Source organism: uncultured Reyranella sp. (assembly GCF_945957355.1).
Classification (GTDB): domain Bacteria; phylum Pseudomonadota; class Alphaproteobacteria; order Reyranellales; family Reyranellaceae; genus Reyranella.
In genome coordinates this window covers 91,322-106,509 of the sequence record NZ_CAMFKM010000011.1, presented here as the reverse complement: position 1 = coordinate 106,509, position 15,188 = coordinate 91,322, and the positions used below count along the sequence as shown (strand labels likewise).

General features: G+C 65.8%; 15 protein-coding genes. 4 read left to right on the top strand and 11 right to left on the bottom strand.

Going from position 1 to position 15,188, the window contains the following annotated elements; all coding sequences use genetic code 11:
• Window positions 1-6: 6 nt before the first annotated feature.
• Window positions 7-1,590 (bottom strand): ABC transporter substrate-binding protein, encoded by a 1,584-nt coding sequence (locus Q0Q48_RS18515; protein ID WP_295140693.1) that lies wholly within the window; start codon window positions 1,588-1,590, stop codon window positions 7-9.
• Window positions 1,591-1,691: 101 nt separating this feature from the next.
• The gene (locus Q0Q48_RS18510; RefSeq protein WP_295140691.1) at window positions 1,692-2,672 is read right to left on the bottom strand and encodes a GlxA family transcriptional regulator; all 981 of its coding nucleotides are present in this window, start codon (window positions 2,670-2,672) and stop codon (window positions 1,692-1,694) included.
• Window positions 2,673-2,800: 128 nt separating this feature from the next.
• Here Q0Q48_RS18510 and Q0Q48_RS18505 point away from each other — a divergent pair, with 128 nt between their 5' ends.
• From Q0Q48_RS18505 to Q0Q48_RS18495, 3 genes are read left to right on the top strand one after another with little or no spacing between them, the layout of a single operon-like run.
• A complete protein-coding gene (locus Q0Q48_RS18505) occupies window positions 2,801-4,429 on the top strand; it encodes an amidohydrolase (protein ID WP_295140688.1) in 1,629 nt (542 codons plus the stop codon).
• Entirely contained in the window at window positions 4,426-5,367 is a 942-nt protein-coding gene (locus tag Q0Q48_RS18500; protein ID WP_295140685.1) for a GTP-binding protein, read from the top strand. Before Q0Q48_RS18505 ends, Q0Q48_RS18500 begins: the two co-directional genes overlap by 4 nt.
• A complete protein-coding gene (locus Q0Q48_RS18495) occupies window positions 5,364-7,835 on the top strand; it encodes an FAD-dependent oxidoreductase (protein ID WP_295140682.1) in 2,472 nt (823 codons plus the stop codon). Before Q0Q48_RS18500 ends, Q0Q48_RS18495 begins: the two co-directional genes overlap by 4 nt.
• A 328-nt stretch (window positions 7,836-8,163) precedes the next feature.
• Here the strand turns inward: Q0Q48_RS18495 and Q0Q48_RS18490 are convergent, their stop codons facing one another.
• A complete protein-coding gene (locus Q0Q48_RS18490) occupies window positions 8,164-9,258 on the bottom strand; it encodes an FkbM family methyltransferase (protein WP_295140680.1) in 1,095 nt (364 codons plus the stop codon).
• A gap of 106 nt (window positions 9,259-9,364) precedes the next feature.
• Between Q0Q48_RS18490 and Q0Q48_RS18485 the strand changes: the two genes are divergently transcribed.
• The gene (locus Q0Q48_RS18485; RefSeq protein ID WP_295140677.1) at window positions 9,365-9,625 is read left to right on the top strand and encodes a hypothetical protein; all 261 of its coding nucleotides are present in this window, start codon (window positions 9,365-9,367) and stop codon (window positions 9,623-9,625) included.
• Between the two features lie 33 nt (window positions 9,626-9,658).
• On the opposite strand, the gene Q0Q48_RS18480 is transcribed toward Q0Q48_RS18485, so the two are convergent.
• From Q0Q48_RS18480 to Q0Q48_RS18445, 8 genes are read right to left on the bottom strand one after another with little or no spacing between them, the layout of a single operon-like run.
• Window positions 9,659-10,255: a hypothetical protein gene (locus tag Q0Q48_RS18480; protein ID WP_295140674.1), complete on the bottom strand. Its 597-nt coding sequence runs from the start codon at window positions 10,253-10,255 to the stop codon at window positions 9,659-9,661.
• Window positions 10,252-10,701, bottom strand: a complete 450-nt coding sequence (locus Q0Q48_RS18475) for a hypothetical protein (RefSeq protein ID WP_295140670.1) — start codon at window positions 10,699-10,701, stop codon at window positions 10,252-10,254. The genes Q0Q48_RS18480 and Q0Q48_RS18475 overlap by 4 nt, the downstream gene beginning before the upstream one ends.
• On the bottom strand, window positions 10,698-13,001 hold the full coding sequence (locus tag Q0Q48_RS18470) for a ubiquitin-activating E1 FCCH domain-containing protein (protein WP_295140667.1): 2,304 nt from the start codon (window positions 12,999-13,001) through the stop codon (window positions 10,698-10,700). Before Q0Q48_RS18470 ends, Q0Q48_RS18475 begins: the two co-directional genes overlap by 4 nt.
• Complete coding sequence (locus tag Q0Q48_RS18465; RefSeq protein WP_295140665.1) at window positions 12,998-13,618, bottom strand: hypothetical protein; 621 nt, start codon at window positions 13,616-13,618, stop codon at window positions 12,998-13,000. Before Q0Q48_RS18465 ends, Q0Q48_RS18470 begins: the two co-directional genes overlap by 4 nt.
• Window positions 13,619-14,161 carry a hypothetical protein gene (locus tag Q0Q48_RS18460; protein ID WP_295140662.1) on the bottom strand — a complete coding sequence of 181 codons (543 nt, stop codon included), beginning with the start codon at window positions 14,159-14,161 and terminating at the stop codon, window positions 13,619-13,621.
• On the bottom strand, window positions 14,162-14,635 hold the full coding sequence (locus tag Q0Q48_RS18455) for a lysozyme (protein WP_295140659.1): 474 nt from the start codon (window positions 14,633-14,635) through the stop codon (window positions 14,162-14,164). It lies immediately after the preceding gene.
• The gene (locus Q0Q48_RS18450) at window positions 14,632-14,958 is read right to left on the bottom strand and encodes a hypothetical protein (protein ID WP_295140656.1); all 327 of its coding nucleotides are present in this window, start codon (window positions 14,956-14,958) and stop codon (window positions 14,632-14,634) included. The genes Q0Q48_RS18455 and Q0Q48_RS18450 overlap by 4 nt, the downstream gene beginning before the upstream one ends.
• The gene (locus Q0Q48_RS18445) at window positions 14,955-15,185 is read right to left on the bottom strand and encodes a hypothetical protein (protein WP_295140654.1); all 231 of its coding nucleotides are present in this window, start codon (window positions 15,183-15,185) and stop codon (window positions 14,955-14,957) included. Before Q0Q48_RS18445 ends, Q0Q48_RS18450 begins: the two co-directional genes overlap by 4 nt.
• Window positions 15,186-15,188: the final 3 nt, after the last annotated feature.

The window sequence follows — 15,188 nt, the reverse complement described above, 5'->3', positions numbered from 1 at the left end:
CCGTGCCTACTTCTCGGAGAGCCAGACGTCCAGCATCGGCGACGCCGTTCCCCAGATGGTCGTCGGCGGACTGTGGACCCGCTTGTTGTAGATCGTGTGGTAGGGCAACTCGGTCAGCCAGAAGAGCGGAAGATCGGCCGTGACGATCTTCTGGAACTCACCATAGAGGGCCTTGCGCTTGGCGGCGTCGGGCTCGCGGCCGGCGGCATCGAGCAGCTCGTCGACCTTGGGGTTCTCGTACTGGGCGTTGTTGGTGAAGACCAGCGGCCGGATGTTGCTCGAGAGATAGGTGCGGTTGACACCGATCACCGGATCGCCCCAGGCGAAGGCTGCATCCATGCTGATGTCGAAGTCCTTGGTCGCCATGCGCTTGGCCCAGGCCGCGAAGTCGGCAGGCGCACGCACTTCGACTTCGATGCCGATCTTCTTGAGCGCCGGCCTCATGTACTCGGCGAGTCGCTTCTGGCCGTCCTCGTCGCCCGGATAGTAGTCGCACGTCACCTTGAGACGGATGCCGTCCGGTCCCTTCTTGAGGCCCGCGGCATCGAGCAGTTCCTCGGCCTTCTTGAGATTGAGGCTGTATTTGGTGACATCCGGCGAGTACTGCGGGAAGCCGCTGTGGATCGGACCGGTCGCCACCTTCGACAGGCCCTTGTGCAGCGCCTTGACGATGAAGTCGCGGTCGATGGCATAGGCGAAGGCCTGGCGCACCCGCACGTCGTCGAACGGCTTGCGCTTGTTGTTGAAGAGCAGCCAGTTGATGCCGCCCACCGCCGCGTAGCCCTCGTTGGTGATGACGAGCTGCGGATTGGCCTTGGCGCGGTCGAGTTCGAGCACGCGATTGAAGAAGGGTTGCAGCAGCAGCCGGCCCGCCTCGAGTTCGAGGATCGAGGTCTGCGAATCGGGATAGGTCTTCAGGATGATGCGGTCGAGATAGGGCCGGTCCTTGATGAAGAACCTGTCGAAACGCTCCAGGACGATCTGGTCGCCCGGCTTGAATTCCACCAGCTTGAACGGGCCGGAGCCCACGACATCCTTGCTGTTGTTCGGATGGGTCTTGATCGGCCGGCCGTCGCCGTAGATGTGCTTGGGCAGGATCGGCATCAGCGGCGGGCCCATCGCATAGAGCAGCGCGGGATGCGGATGCTTGAGGCGGATGATGGCGGTGGCGGCATCGGGCGTGTCGACGCGGTCGACCGGCGCCAACATCGTGTTGAAGGGATGGTTGTCGCGGATCGTCAGGATCGAGAAGGCGACGTCCTCTGAAGTCACCGGCTTGCCGTCGTGGAACAAGGCGTCCTTGCGCAGGTGCAGCGTCATCGAGAGGGAATCGGCCGAGAGTTCCCACGACTCGGCGAGGTACGGCTTGGGGTTCCACTTGTCGTCGTGCATGACCGGGCTGGCGAAGATCTGCGCGCCCGGTACCATGATGCCGGTTCCCGACCCGACGGCGTTGTTGAAGCTGGTGGTGCCGGTCGACTGCCCCATGACAAGGGTGCCGCCGCGCCGAGGTTCCTGCGCCGTAGACGGCACTGCGACCGCCGACGCGATGGCGAGTGTCGTGATGAAAGCCGCTATCGCTCGCCGCATGGCCGATCCCCCATCCTGTACCCAGGCTGAAACGATAGCTTCACACCTCCCGCAAACGTGCACGTCTCGGCCTGGAATGTCTCCTTTTGCGCCAAAACTTGTCAGCGCTTGTCGCTGCTGGGCGGGCGGCCGAACTCCTTTCGATAGCAGCGCCAGAAGTAGGATCGCGACTTGAAGCCGGTCGCCATCGCGACTTCGGTTACCGAGGCCTCCGCATTGGCGAGCATCTGGTGCGCCCGGTCGAGCCTGACCTTGCGGCGGAAGCGCGCCGGGCTGGTCGCGAGTTTGTCAGCGAAGATGCGCTGGAGCTGGCGCCGCGAAACCCCGATCACTTGCGCGACCGTGTCCATGCGCGTGAGCCTCGTGCCGTCCTCCTCCAGCATCTGCATGGCGCGCGCCAGCTTGCGCCCCTGCCGGGCTCCGACCGCACCGGGCAGATCGCGTTGCGCCGCTCCGGCCGGTCGCGGCAGCCCATGCATGCAATGCTCCGACACTCTCAAGGCGAGCTGGCTGCCGAACCGGACCTCGATCTCCTTGAGGACGAGATCGAGTGCCGCCGAACCGCCGGCGCAGGTGCAGCGCCGGCTGCCGACCTCGAACAGACGCTCCGTCACGTTCACCCGCGGGAACTGCTCGCGAAAGGTCTGCAGCACCTCCCAATGGGCCGTCGCCGAGAGACCGTCGAGCAGCCCGCCGCGCGCCAGGACGAGCGGCCCCGTATCGACGCCGCCGACCGTCGCACCGGCCCGGGCCAGCCTTCGCAGGGTCGGCAGGATCGCCCGCTCCAGGCGCCGCGTTGGCTGGGCATCGGCTACCACCAGCAGGGTGCCGATGTTGCCGACATCGCCCAAAGCACTGTCGACCGCCACCTTCACCCCGTTGCGATCGGGCACCGGCTCACCGTCGGCCGATACCAGCGCCCAGCGATAGGGCCGCGCGATGTAGCGGTTGGCAATGCGCAGCGGCTCGATGATCGACGACAGCGCGATCGAGGTGAACTGCGGGATCAGCAGGACCGCGATCGGGCTCGGCAGCAACTCGGCGGCTTGTGTGGTGGTACGCTTGGGAGGGAGGGAGGTCATCGAGAAGGCTCCGGCCAAATCAGACACGGATTTGACCCAAAAGTATACATAGCCGGATCGACGCTGCCCTAGACTATCTTCGCGGAGGCCGGCTTGGCCGCCCGCTGGGGGTGCAGCTCATGTCGAGAATGACCGTCTTTGTTGCCCGCAAGATCCGGACCATGGAGCCGTCGCTGCCTGAGGCCACGGCCGTCGCCGTGCGCGACGGCTCGATCGTCGAGGTCGGCACGCTCGAAACACTGCGGCCGTGGCTCGAGGCCCATCCCCACACGATCGATCGGACCTTCGAGAAGCACGTGCTGATGCCGGGCCTCATCGACCCGCACCTCCATCCATCGATGGCGGCCTATCTGCTCCAGTGCGAGTTCGTCACGGCGATGGAGTGGCAGCTGCCCGACCGGACGGTCGCGCCGGTACGCACGCGCGATGCGTTCCTCGCGCGCCTGAAGGAGCTGCATGAGGCCAATCCTGATCCCAGGGAGCCGCTCTTCACCTGGGGCTATCATCGCGACTGGCACGGCGAGATCTGGCTCCAGGACCTCGACGCCATCTCGAGGACGCGTCCCCTGATCGTCGTCCACCGGTCGTTCCACGAGACGAACATGAACGGCGCCGCCCTCGACTATTTCGAGCTCGACCGGGAAAAGCTGCGGGGCGCCCACCAGGTCGATATCGCCCGTGGCCATTTCTACGAGGCCGGCAACCGCTTCGTGCGCGCGAAGCTCTCCGCCTACCTCCTTTCCGCGCAGCGCCGGGGCCCGGCGATGAAGCGCACCGCCGAGGTCATCCATCTGGGCGGTCATACGACGGTCGGCGACATGGCGTTCGGCATCTTCGACCCCGAGGCCGAGTGGGCCGGCTCGGTCGCGGCCTTCGACAACGACGACACGCCCTTCCGGGTCGAGTTCGTTCCGCACGTGGCCTTCGCGGGCACAGGCCTGCGGCTGGAACAACTCGCCGCGCTTCCGGAACGCAACAGGCGCCGGCTGCGCTTCGGCAAGCACGTCAAGCTGTTCACCGACGGCGCCTTCTTCTCGCAACTCATGCAGCTCGGCGGTCCCGGCTACATCGACGGCCATGACGGCGAATGGCTGATGGCGCCGGAGGCCTTCGAAAAGGCGGCCCGCGCGCTGTGGAACGACGGCTACGTCATCCACGTCCATTGCACGGGCGATCTCGGCGTCGAACTGGCGCTCGACGTGCTGGAGAAGCTGCAATGGGAACGCCCGCGCATCAACCATCGCTTCACGATCGAGCATTTCGGCATTTCGACTTCCGCCCAGGCGAGGCGCATCGCCGATCTCGGCGCCCTCGTCTCGGCCAATCCCTACTATGTGTACGAGCTGAGCGACATCTACGCGCGCCGCGGCGTGGGCCATGAACGGACGAGCCAGATGGTCCGGCTGGGATCGCTGTCGCGCAACCGGGTGCCGTTCGCACTCCATTCTGATTTTACAATGGCGCCCGCCCGGCCGCTGCAGAATGCCTGGATCGCCCTCAACCGCGTGAATGCCGCCGGCGACGTTCTGTGCCCGCAGGAACGGGTCTCGCTGGACGAAGCGCTGCGGGCAATCACCATCAATGCCGCCTACGTGATGGGCCTCGAACACGAGATCGGCAGCATCAGCAGCGGCAAGAAGGCCGACTTCACCGTGCTGGAGGCCGATCCCTACGAGGTGGCACCGCTGGCGCTGCGCGACATTCCCATCTGGGGCACGGTGTTCGAGGGACAGCCCTATCCGCTGGGCAAGAGATGACCCCTGTTCCCGTCACCACGATCGGCGGCTATCTCGGCGCCGGCAAGACGACCGTCGTGAACGGCCTGCTGGCGGGCGACCACGGGCTCAGGATCGGCGTGCTGGTCAACGATTTCGGTGCAACCTCGATCGACGAGCAGCTGATCGTCTCGCGCGACGATGACGTGGTGACCCTGGCGAACGGTTGCGCCTGTTGTTCGGTCGCCGGCGATCTCGCGATGGCGCTGGATCGCTTCGCCGGCCGCGCCGACCGATACGAGCAGATCGTGATCGAGGCGAGCGGTGTCGCCGAGCCGGCCCGTATCGCGGCGCTGGCGAAATCGCCCGGCCTGTCCCCTGGCGCCATCGTCGTGGTCGCAGACGCCGCCACGGTCCGCGCCCGCGCCCGCGACAAGTTCGTGGGCAGCCTGGTCCGCCGGCAGCTCGCCGCGGCGGACCTCGTCGTCCTGACGAAGATCGATCTCGCCGGCCCGGCGGGCGTGAAAGACGCCCGCTCGCTCGCGACGGCACAGGCCCCGGGCGCGCGCATGATCGAAGTCCTGCAAGGGCGCGTGGACGCCGCGGATCTGTTCGCCCACGGCACGCCTCGGCGCGGACGCCTGCCCGCCTGCGCATCGGCCGGTGTCGACGCCGCCACTTCCCTCTTCGCAAGCCATGTCTGGCGGACCGACGCGCCGGTCGACATCGAGGCCTTGCGCATCGTCGTCGCCGGCCTGCCCGACAGCGTCGTGCGCGTGAAGGGCATCGTCGCCACGGGTGCCGGCCGCCGGGTCGCACTGCACCGCGCCGGCGAGGTCGTCGGCATCGATCCACTGGACGGTGCGCCGGATACGATGGGCGCCGAAATCGTCGTGATCGGACGATTGGGCAGCCTCGACGAAGCCCAACTCGACGGCGCCTTCGGCGCATGCCTCCTCAAGATCAGGACAGATTCGTGAACGCACTGCCAAGCCATGCCCGCGTCGTCATCATCGGTGGCGGCGTCATCGGATGTTCGGTCGCCTATCATCTCGCGAAGCTCGGCTGGACCGACATCGTCCTGCTGGAACGCAAGCAGCTCACCTCGGGCACGACCTGGCACGCGGCGGGACTGATTGCGCAGCTTCGCGCGACCGCCAACATGACGAAGCTCGCCAAGTACAGCCAGGAACTCTACGGCCGGCTGGAAGAGGAAACCGGCCTGGCGACCGGCTTCAAGCGCAACGGCTCACTCACCGTCGCCCTCACCGACGAGCGCCTGGAGGAGCTCAAGCGCGGCGCCTCCATGGCGCGTTCCTTCGGCGTCGAGATCGAAACCATCTCGGCCGCGGAGGCCGCCGCGCTCCACCCCCTCCTAAACGTCGAGGGCGTGGTCGGCGCAGTGACCTTGCCGAAGGACGGCCAGGGCGATCCGACCAACATCGCGCTCGCCCTCGCCAAGGGCGCGCGCCAGCTTGGTGTTAAGATTTTCGAGCACACGCGGGTCACCGGTATCACGAAGGACCGAGACCGCGTGACCGGGGTCGCCACGGACAAGGGCTCGATCGAGGCGGAGTTCGTCGTCAACTGCGCCGGCATGTGGGGCAGCGCCGTGGGCAGGATGGCGGGCGTTCCGCTGCCGCTCCAGGCCTGCGAGCATTTCTACATCGTCACGGAGCAGGTTCCTGGCCTGTCGCGTACCCTGCCGGTGCTACGCGTGCCGGACGAATGCGCCTACTACAAGGAAGATGCCGGCAAGATCCTGCTGGGCGCCTTCGAACCGGTCGCGAAGCCCTGGGCGACGAACGGCATTCCCGAAGACTTCTGCTTCGACCAGCTGCCGGAAGACTTCGACCACTTCGCGCCGATCCTGGAGACGGCGACCCGGCGCATGCCCATCCTGGAGAAGACCGGCATCCATACCTTCTTCAATGGGCCGGAGAGCTTCACCCACGACGACCGTTACCTGCTGGGCGAAGCTCCGGACGTCCGCAACTTCTTCGTCGCCTGCGGCTTCAATTCCGTCGGCATCCAGTCGGCCGGCGGCGCCGGCAAGGCCTTGGCCGAATGGATCGTGGGCGGCGCCCCGCCCTTCGACCTGTGGGACGTCGACGTGCGGCGGACCTTCCCCTACCAGTCCACGAAATCCTTCATCGAAGCGCGGGTGACGGAGACGCTGGGGCTGCTTTATGCTGACCATTTTCCGTACCGGCAGTTCACCTCGGCACGCGGCGTGCGCCACACGCCCTTCTACGAGCGCCTGAAGGAACGCGGCGCCTGCTTCGGCGAGACGGCGGGCTGGGAGCGCGCGCATTGGTTCCAGCCGGCCGACCGGCGCGAGCCCGGCGTGGCCCCAGCCTATCGCTATTCCTGGCAGCGGCAGAACTGGTTCGAATATTCGGCCGAGGAACATCGCGCCGTCCGCACCGGCCTCGGCATGCTGGACATGAGCGCCTTCGGCAAGTTCCGCGTCGAGGGCCGCGACGCCGAGTCCGTGCTGCAGCGCGTCTCGGCCAATGACGTCGCCGTCGAGCCGGGGCGCATCGTCTACACGCAGTGGCTGAACGAGCGTGGCGGGATCGAAGCCGACCTCACCGTCACGCGCCTGGGCGAGCACTCGTTCCTCGTGATCACAGCTGCAGCGGCAGTGACCCGCGACCTCGCATGGCTCAGGCGGCACATCCCGGCGGACGCTCACTGTACCGCCCTGGACGTCACGAGCGGCGAGGCTTGCCTCGCCGTGATGGGGCCGCGCTCGCGCGAGTTCCTGCAATCGCTGACGACGACGGACCTGTCGAATGCGGCCTTCCCCTTCGGGACCGCCCGCACGATCGAGCTCGGCATGGCGCTGGTGCGCGCGCACCGCATCACCTACGTGGGTGAGCTCGGCTGGGAGCTCTACATGCCCACCGAGTTCGCGCGGCAGATCTTCGATCTCCTGGCCGGAGCCGGCGAGACTTACGGGCTCCGCCTGGCCGGCGTGCACGCCATGAACTCGCTGCGGCTGGAGAAGGCCTATCGCGACTTCGGCCACGACATCAGCGACGAGGACCACGTGCTGGAGGCGGGCCTGGGGTTTGCGGTGAAGGTCGACAAACGGCCCGGCCGGTTCGGCGACTTCCTCGGCCGCACCGCCGTCATACAGAAACGGCAGGCAGGCCTCAGCCGCAGGCTGCTGCAGTTTCAGCTCCTGGATCCGCAGCCCCTGCTCTATCATGCCGAGCCCATCCTGAAGGACGGCGAGGTCGTGGGCTATCTGGCGTCCGGCGGCTACGGCCATCATCTCGGCGCTGCCATCGGCCTGGGATACGTGCCCCGTGCGCCCGGGGCGACGGACGCCGATCTCCTGGCCTCGCGCTACGAGATCGAGGTTGCGGGCCAGAGGATACCGGCGACCGCCAGCCTGAAGCCGCTCTACGATCCAGCGAGCACGCGCATCCGGCAGTGATGGCAGCGTAGAACTGTTTCTCGATGCCGAGGTTTTCCAAGTGCAGCAGCACCTTGGTTCGCCCGATGTCGAGTTGACCAATGCTGTCATCCACAGGATGACGGTTAGGCAAACCAGAGTAAGCAGTCGCAGCAGGCGGTTCGAATAGGTCTTTCGGAAGCGCCACCGAGCAATATTAGTGCGCCAACGGCCACCACGCCCCGGAATTCAGGGGGGGTGAGACATTCGTTTCATTCCATTCGTTTATTTCGTTTGTTTCGTTTATCCGCCCTGTCTCTGACTTCTTCAACGGTCTGCCAGGCCACGGCATCGCCGTTCTCGAGAGCAGCTATCCCTTGCGGAATCCTGAAAGTATGCGCTGCCAGATGGACTGCGGCCGCGGCTCCCAGGGCGCGAGAAACTCGCCATCAAATTGCGGAATCACCGATTCTGGGAAACGCCTGCCATCGGCAGGCCGCAGCAAGGGATCACCCACCAGATCGCGGTCCATGTATTGTTTATAGGTTAGGCGTTGCCCCTTGACCTCCGGCACCAGGAGATCGAGCAGTTCGTCCGGCGACACCAATGCTGCGAAAGTATCGCGATGCGCGAGGATTAATTCGGCGGCACAATCGCTCAACCCGAATATCTCAAAGAGACACGCAGCGACGATCAGGCTCCGCCCGTTCGGCTTCGTGCCCAGCAGGTCTCTCATGTAGAGCGCATCGGCCCAAAGCACTTGTCCCTGCGTTGACGGACCGGCAGCAGGGCGACCGTCATCGAAGTAGTTGGAGTACAGATATGGATACGGTAGGGCCTTCTTACTCAGCCGATAGACGTCCAGATCGTAGAGCTCAAATGACTGGTCCCGCAGATACTTCTCGACCTCCCAGAATTCAGGGCAGCCGCAAAATCTCTTTGTAAAGCGCACTTCGGATAGGATGCCCTGCAAACTCGGCAGCAGATCTTGCGCCCCCTGCAGGATCTCGAGTTCGGCACCTTCGGCGTCAACCTTTATGAAGTCCGCAGAGTGAAGCCCGATGGATGTCAGCGCTCCAGAAAGCGTAGTCGTCTCCAGCGTCGGCTCGGACAACACGGCCGCATTCTGACCTGCCGTATAGCGATCGAAATAGGTGGCATTGGTGCGGTAAAAGGAACTCGAAGCAGCATAGTTGGCGACATAAACGGTTCGGCGACCACTCTGTCGATCAAGTGCGTAGGGGAGGTACTGCGTCCGGGGATCTATCGCATTGAGACGCGTGCATTCCTCAGGGTCCAGATCGAAACCTATGATGCGTAAACGATCCCCGAAGACTGACCAGTACGAGGCGACCCCTCCACGCGCGCCGACATCCACGACCGTAAACGGCTGCTCCTTGAATGCGCCAGCCTCGACGAGGGCTGCTGTCATTCTTGGCGAGTAGTTGATGTGAAGACCAGACATAGCGCGAAACTAGCAGTGCGGCCAAAGCGTTGATAGAGGCTTCAGGCCTTGTCTAAACCGAAGTGAACGATATGGCCTTCGCTAAGTTTTTCCAAACTGTTCGCCCATGCTGGATATTCAGGCGTCCGCGCCGGCGCTCTTATTAGAATGCAAAATGGATGAAATCGCACGCAGAGCGCTTGACAAAAATGATTCCGAAGAACTGCACGAAAGCCAACGCCCCTATCTTCACAACTCAGGCCGCGATCCCCTCGTTTGTCAGAACTACGTATTCGACCCCGAGCAACCGCAGCCCATACCGGTCAATATTCTTGCCATTCCCCTATGCCAAGGGACTGGGCGGCGATCCCCGGAGCGCATTCTTTGATTTGCCCTCGACCGGCGGTTCCGGCGACGATCGTTACGGACTGCTGTTCAACTGAAAGTTCCGCCACTTCTCGGCGAGGGTCGACGCGCCCGACAGAAGAGACGCGCCAGCGCCCAGATAGTTTGGCTGGTACGTTGAGTTGAGCGCACGGCTGCTTAAGAGGATACCCGAATTGCCGTAGCCAACACCGGCGATCTGATGTTCGTAGGCCTGCCGCTCCGCCTGCGAGCGCACGGCCCGGGCCTCCACCTCACCGGCCGCGGCGGTGTCGCCCAGGATATCGGTCGGACTACCTGCGAGGTCGGTGCCTTGCGCCGCGAGCCCGGCCTGCTGCTGGCCGATCTGGTGGGTCGTCAGGCGTCGCCGGTTCTCTTCCGCGATCCACCCGCGCTGCATCGCATCAGCCGCCTGCCGCTCCATCAGCGCCTGGTTCTGGGCAGTGACCTGCGCTTGATAGCGGGCCTGCGCGGCGTTGACGCTGGCGGCCTGCGCCTGCGCATTCTGCTGTCCGACTTGGCCGACCACCCCCATGATCGTGCTGAGCGCGGTTAGGGCGAGTGCCGCGGGGCCCCATACGGGCTGCGGAACCTTCAGGGCCGCGAAGCTGTTGCGGTGATAGAAGCCTTTCATGCTGCCTCCTTGTGAACGATACGGAACGTGCCATTGGCCAGCGGGAACGGCTCACCGACCTCGAAGCCAAGCCATCCGAGCCAGCGGACTGCCGCCTCGTAACGGGCATCCACGATGTTGGTCAGGGAGTCGAACTGAGTCAGCCAATGGGCGACCACCCGGCGTGTCTCGACCATGAAAAACCGACGATGCCGGACCACGAGCTCGGAACCCAGCAGCCAAGGCACGCCGGCCCGGCCAATCAGGCTACGGGGCGAAATTCCGGCCATACAGACCAATTGCCCGTCAGCACGATAGGTCCAGGCCTCCCGCGCGCCGGCAAGACTCTGAAGCAGACCTTGGAACGGATCGAGCCCGAGGGCCAGCACCTCCAGCCGGTCCTCCTCTCGCAACAAGGGCGCCAACTCGCGCGCATCGACCTCTGTGGCGGCAACCATGGCAATCACCAGCCGCGCTCCGCGATGAAGGCGGACTTCCAACTGGAATTCGTCAGCGTCTGCATATTGCCACTCGTCCTCTCGATGATAGCGAATGCGGCGGTGACGCCGGTCTGAATGCCAATCGTCTTGGTGGTCGCGGTAACAGGCACTGGCACGTAGGACGTCGAATAGACCGACACATGTCCTTCCGTGATCTGATCGCCGACCGCGTAACCATACTGCGCTGTCGTGTTCTCGATGACGAACTTCGCCACCCTCGGCTTCACCCCGATGTTGTGGCTGGCAGAGGTGAATGTTGCGGTCGAAGGGAGCGTCGCCGTGAAGGCCGATGCAAACTTGCCGTTGTAGGCATACGCGACCGTGCTGATGACGCCCGTCCCGTCGGTTGCGGCCTCGCCCACCATCACCAGGTTGATCTGCGGCGCGGTCGTGCCGTTGCCGAGGTAGCCACGCATCTCGCCGATGTTGAAGGTAAACTGGCCGGCGGTGACGCCGGGCGTGCCGCCCCATTGGTAGACCGGCGCAAGGAGCGTGCTGCCGGTCGTCATGAGGCCATTGGCGATCGTGACGTAGAGGAAGTTCGGCGTCGCCGCGGCCCGGCTGGCCATGCGCTCGACATAGCGCACCGTCTGCCCGCCCACCGTCCGCCGCACCGACAGGTACAGGATGCTCTCATTGCCCTCCTGCACGGTGGCAACGCTCTCGACGAAGCCATCGGTCACGTGGCGGGACCATGCGTAGACGTCATGCTCCTTCAGGTAGGTGAAGCCCAGCAGGACGCCGTCGGAGCGGACGCACCACACGATGCCGTCGGGATCGCGCGCATAGGCCCATTCCTCGATCGTCAGCCCCTCGAACAGGTGCCCGGCCAGGATCGAGAGGTTGCGCCCCTGGAAGCTGTCGGACGTGAACTCATAGGCCACGTCCCGCACCTTCTTGCCCGAGGCCGTCACATAGAGTGCGCTGCTCTCGGTGCCGATCGGCGGCACGTCGGACACGCCCTCATAGCTCTGCGGCTTCACCGCGCAATTGGCCGGCGTCATCACATCGGCCTGCGCGCCGGCCCAGGCCTTCCACACCGCGCCCGAGGTCCAGACCAGCAGCACGTTGAGGCTGAGCAGATGCCGGATCTCGTTCACCTCGCGGCTGGCGATGGTACGGGTGATGGCGTCGCTGTCCTTGGACGGCGAGCTGGTGTTCATGTTGTTGAAGGCAGCCGAGGCCGACGACCACAGGGTCTGCGGCTTCTGGTTGGTGCGGGCGTACCATTGCCGCCCCTCGTGATAGGTCGAGCAGCCGGGATACTTGTCCGTCGCGTCGAACGGGTTCTTGTCCTCGGGCGGCGTGTCGGATGTATCGGGCGCCACCGTCGTGTCGGTGAAACCCGTCGTACCGTCGCCCGAGCGGCCGATGAAGCCATAGACGCCGTTCTTGCCCTTGTAGACGTTGTAGGAGTTGGCGCCGGCGGCATCGGTCCAGGTGATCTTCGAGGTCTGCGTCGTGGCGCTCACCGAGGCCGACGCCACACTCTCCTCGCCGGTCTCCTCCGACACCGCCGTCACGACATAATCGAAGCCCGCCCCGGCCGAGGTGGAGGCCAGCGCCGTCGGCGGCTGCTGGGTCGGCGCATAGGTGATCGTCGTCAGCGACCACGCCGCATGGCCGGTGCGGGTCAGGTTGCGTGGGGCGTGGGACGGATGCGTGAGCGTCATCGTGTCGGCGCTCTGCACAAACTTCAGCTGCGGCAGGTCTGCCGTCGCATAGGGCGTGGCCAGCGTGTAGAGCCGCGCCGCAGTCCCTCCCGAGGTCCAGGCGCCGTAGCCCGACGTGTCGATCCCGATCGAGAAGGTACTGGCGCCGATCGCGGTCACGGTCACGGTGCGGCGGTTGAGCGCCGTCCTGCCGGCGATGCCGTCGAGGAACACCCGGTCGCCGGTCGAGTATCCATGCGCGCCGGAGGTCGTGACGACGCCCGGATTGGCCAGGCTGATGCCGGTGATCATCACCGCCCCTTCCAGGACGTAGCCACCCTCCTTGACGACCCTCATCTTTTGGTCGCCGAACTCCAGCACGTAGGTCTGTTCGGTGTTGAAGGCGAAGGGGATGAGCCGCGACCGGCTGGCCGCGTCCACGACGGCCCCGACGAAGGCCGTGCCCGCCCGCGTGCTGGCCCCGCCGAACGGGTGGATGGCCCAGTTGAGGCACGTCGCGAGGCCGACCTGGTATTTCGCCAGATCGACGCGACCGTGCAGCGCCGGCGAAAGCTCTCCGGCGGCGAAGCTCGGAAGGACGAGCGGCGCGGTCATGGCGTGTTCCCGTCGAGTCCGCGTACCACGAGGCTTTGCGGCAACGCCCCCAACTCGTCCGGCGCCAGGCCTTCGTTGGCGCTGTCGGCCATGGCACGCTCGATGCGTTCCTGCGCCCGGCGCGCGAGTCGCTCGGCGAGATCCGCCTTCTGCGTGATGGCGTGCGCAACCGACGCCGCGAGGCAGTCGACGAAGGCCAGGATGAAGCCCGGCGTGAAGCGCGCCGGGTCGGTCACCCTCTGGGCATAGACCGCCGATACCTGGTCCTCATTGCAGTAGAGGAAGGTCCCGCTGCCGCTGGAGGCGATCTCGAAGCCGGCCGCCGGCGTGCCGGCGACCCAGCTCGCACCGCCGAAATCGAGCCGCCGCATCCTGAGGCAGTCGGACGGATAGGCGTAGCTCGACGTCCAGCGCGCCGGCGGCGTACCCGAGGCGGCAAGCGCCTGCGAGACACGGTTGAAATTCCAGTCGACCAGCGACTGGAGCTCGTCGCGCACGGTCGCGTACCACAGATTGATTTGCCGGGCCTCGGTGCTGCTCTCGGCAAGGTCGGCGATGGTGGCACGCGTGCCGAGCCGGCTCAGCGCCATGTTGGCGATATCGGTGTCGCCCGGCATCTAGCGCCCTCCCCCCGCTACGACGGCTTTTTCGAGCGCCGCGGACTTCTGCGCCGAGCCCGAGCTCGAGCCGACCCAGTAGGCGACGATGTCACCGAACTTGGCGCCCAGGGTACCCAGCAGGATGTAGGCGATTTCGCGCGAGGCGGCCGGAATCTCCTGGCGGACGACGAACCACAGCGCGGCCATGAACGCCGCGGTCACCAGCATGCTGACGGCGACGGCGCCCCAGGCGATGGCGGAGCCCGCCTTCGCGAGTTCGACCGTCTGGCTGCGCGCGCTCGCCACATCGGCAAGCTCGGCCTGCAGCGTGTCGAACGCCTGCCGGCGGGCATCCGCCTCGGCCTGGATCACCGCCATCCTGAACTGCAGCGCCAGATTGGGATCGGCGGCAATCGCGCGCTCGATGCTGCCGGCGTCGGACGTCCCCAGGATCTCCTGCGCGATGCCTGTCACCTTCGAGACGGCGGCGCCGGTCTTGTCCCCCATGATCCACGAGGCGACGGTCGGCGCCAGACCGAGCAGCAGAGGAAGAAAGGGCATCTAGGCCTCCTGTGAAAGGAACAGATCTCGCTCGGCCGCGCGGCGGGTGACGAGGCCCGGCAGGACGCCGTCGGCGCCGCGGTTCCAGCGCTTGAACTGCCCGGCCGCGCCGGCCGCGTCACCGGCGTTGATGAGCCGAAGCAAGGTCGAGTTGCCGAATGCCGCCGGCCCGACGTTGAAGACGAAGCTCGCCAGCGCATCGAACTGCATCTGCGTCAGCGGAACATCGACAAGATGGCGCACCGCGCGCTCGGCCGCCCGCAGATCCTCGCGCAGCCAGTCGGTGGCCTGCGCTTCGGTGCAGGTGTCGCCGCGGCGGACGTCGCGCGTGTGGCCGTAGCCGATCGTCCAGGGCTCGCCGGTCACGCGGTTGCCCGGGTCGGGATAGGCCTCGGCTTCGAGCCCTTCCGAGACCTTGATCAGGTCGAGGCCCTTTTCCGAGGTGACCAGCAGGGAATTGGCAGCGTGGCTCATGGCGTCCTCGTCGTGGGAATGGGCGACCACAGCCGCTGCCACAGGCCGTCGATCTTCACGTCCTGCGCGTCGTTGCGACGGTCCGCCGTGTCGAGCCGCTGGCTATGGGCGTTGAGCCGGCTCTCGGTCGCGCCCTGCATGGCGGCGACCTGGGCCTGCAGGCTGCGAACGGCAGCGGTCGTGTCGTCGAGCGTGGCAAGCGTGCGCTGCGAGAGCAGGACGAGCAGCGCCATACCGCCCGCCACGATCCAGCGATAGGCCTGGACGCCAAGGCCGCTCTTGCCGTTGGCATCATTGCCATTCGGGTGCTCGGTACCGCTCATGCGTCGACCGGCGGTATCGCCGCGGGAAACGACGGATCCTCGCCATCGACCTGCGGCAAAATGGAGAGGTACGTCCGATGCGGCGCGTGCGCCGGATCGTCTAACACCTCGGCGCCGAGGATGAACACGCCCGCCATGCGCTCGACCGGCACGAGGGCCCTGCCTGGCGTGAGGCTGGAAGGACCGGCGACGGCGTCGCGATCCTCCTGCCCGAGCAGAATGAACATGGG

Excerpts from the sequence above, each read along its gene's own strand:
- Q0Q48_RS18480 (WP_295140674.1), bottom strand. The coding sequence starts at position 10,255 with ATGAAAGGCTTCTATCACCGCAACAGCTTCGCGGCCCTGAAGGTTCCG.
- Q0Q48_RS18450 (WP_295140656.1), bottom strand. The coding sequence starts at position 14,958 with ATGAGCGGTACCGAGCACCCGAATGGCAATGATGCCAACGGCAAGAGC.
- Q0Q48_RS18485 (WP_295140677.1), top strand. The coding sequence starts at position 9,365 with ATGCTGGATATTCAGGCGTCCGCGCCGGCGCTCTTATTAGAATGCAAA.
- Q0Q48_RS18515 (WP_295140693.1), bottom strand. The coding sequence starts at position 1,590 with ATGCGGCGAGCGATAGCGGCTTTCATCACGACACTCGCCATCGCGTCG.
- Q0Q48_RS18460 (WP_295140662.1), bottom strand. The coding sequence starts at position 14,161 with ATGCCCTTTCTTCCTCTGCTGCTCGGTCTGGCGCCGACCGTCGCCTCG.
- Q0Q48_RS18445 (WP_295140654.1), bottom strand. The coding sequence starts at position 15,185 with ATGTTCATTCTGCTCGGGCAGGAGGATCGCGACGCCGTCGCCGGTCCT.
- Q0Q48_RS18455 (WP_295140659.1), bottom strand. The coding sequence starts at position 14,635 with ATGAGCCACGCTGCCAATTCCCTGCTGGTCACCTCGGAAAAGGGCCTC.
- Q0Q48_RS18470 (WP_295140667.1), bottom strand. The coding sequence starts at position 13,001 with ATGACCGCGCCGCTCGTCCTTCCGAGCTTCGCCGCCGGAGAGCTTTCG.
- Q0Q48_RS18500 (WP_295140685.1), top strand. The coding sequence starts at position 4,426 with ATGACCCCTGTTCCCGTCACCACGATCGGCGGCTATCTCGGCGCCGGC.
- Q0Q48_RS18490 (WP_295140680.1), bottom strand. The coding sequence starts at position 9,258 with ATGTCTGGTCTTCACATCAACTACTCGCCAAGAATGACAGCAGCCCTC.
- Q0Q48_RS18465 (WP_295140665.1), bottom strand. The coding sequence starts at position 13,618 with ATGCCGGGCGACACCGATATCGCCAACATGGCGCTGAGCCGGCTCGGC.
- Q0Q48_RS18505 (WP_295140688.1), top strand. The coding sequence starts at position 2,801 with ATGACCGTCTTTGTTGCCCGCAAGATCCGGACCATGGAGCCGTCGCTG.
- Q0Q48_RS18510 (WP_295140691.1), bottom strand. The coding sequence starts at position 2,672 with ATGACCTCCCTCCCTCCCAAGCGTACCACCACACAAGCCGCCGAGTTG.